This is a genomic window from Streptomyces sp. NPDC003691, from assembly GCF_053981115.1.
This window is the reverse complement of sequence record NZ_JBSFNQ010000242.1, coordinates 1-1131: the sequence shown is the minus strand read 5'-3', so window position 1 is coordinate 1131 and position 1131 is coordinate 1. Positions and strand designations below refer to the sequence as shown.

Here is a 1131-nt window from a genome sequence, read left to right as displayed (position 1 = left end):
GCCGCTGCCGGTGCAGTACGCCGACTACGCGCTCTGGCAGCGTGATCTCCTCGGCGACGAGTCCGACCCGGAGAGCCTGCTGTCGTCCCAGGTCGAGTACTGGCGGCAGGCTCTCGCCGGAGCGCCGGAGGAGCTGGCACTGCCCGCAGACCGGCCGCGGCCCGCCGTGGCCGGCCACCGCGGATACGCCGCACCGTTCCGGGTGCCCGCTGAGGTGCACCGGCGGCTGGCGGAGCTGGCGCGTGCCGAAGGAGTGACCGCGTTCATCGTCCTCCAGGCGGCGCTGGCGGTCACCCTGTCCCGGCTCGGCGCCGGCACCGACATCCCCATCGGATCGCCGGTGGCGGGCCGCACGGACGAGGCCCTCGACGATCTGGTGGGCTTCTTTGTGAACACCCTGGTCATCCGGACGGACCTGTCCGGTGATCCGGAGTTCCGTGAGGTGCTGGGCCGGGTCCGGGAGGCGAGTCTCGGGGCCTTTGCGCATCAGGATGTGCCGTTCGAGAAGCTGGTGGAGGAGCTGGCGCCGTCGCGGTCGATGGCCCGCCACCCCCTCGCCCAGACCGTCCTCACCCTCCAGAACACCGAACGAGCGGCACTCGACATGCCGGGAGTCCGCTCCGGCGGCGGTGGCACGGGAGTGGACGGCAGCGCCCTGGCCTCGGCCAAGTACGACCTCCATATCTCGGTGGCGGAGTCCTTCGACGCGGACGGCCGCCCGGCTGGTCTCCGCGGAGCGGTCACGGTCGCGGCGGACCTCTTCGACGAGCCCGCGGCAACCCGGTTCGGCGAGTGGTTCGTCCGGGTGCTGGATGTGGTGACGGACGCCCCGGACACCGCACTCCACAGGGTGGATGTGGTGGATGCGGGGGAGCGGTCGCGGGTGCTGGCGGTGTGGAACGGGACGGCGGCGGAGGTGGTTTCGGGGTCCGTGGTGGAGCTGTTCGAGGCCCGGGCCGCGGTGGTGCCGGATGCGGTGGCTGTGGTGGCGGACGGTGTGGAGGTGTCGTTCGGGGAGCTGGATGCGGCGGCGGGCCGGCTGGCGCGGTATCTGGGTGACCTGGGTGTGGGTCCGGAGTCGGTGGTGGGGCTCTGCCTGCCGCGGGGTGCCGAGATGGTGACGGCGATCCT

At 72.4% G+C, this 1131-nt stretch carries 1 protein-coding gene; it reads left to right on the top strand.

Annotated elements, in window-relative coordinates:
- Positions 1-1131 (top strand): condensation domain-containing protein (locus ACWDR0_RS34970; RefSeq protein WP_456355859.1); only part of this gene is annotated, 1131 nt, incomplete at both ends.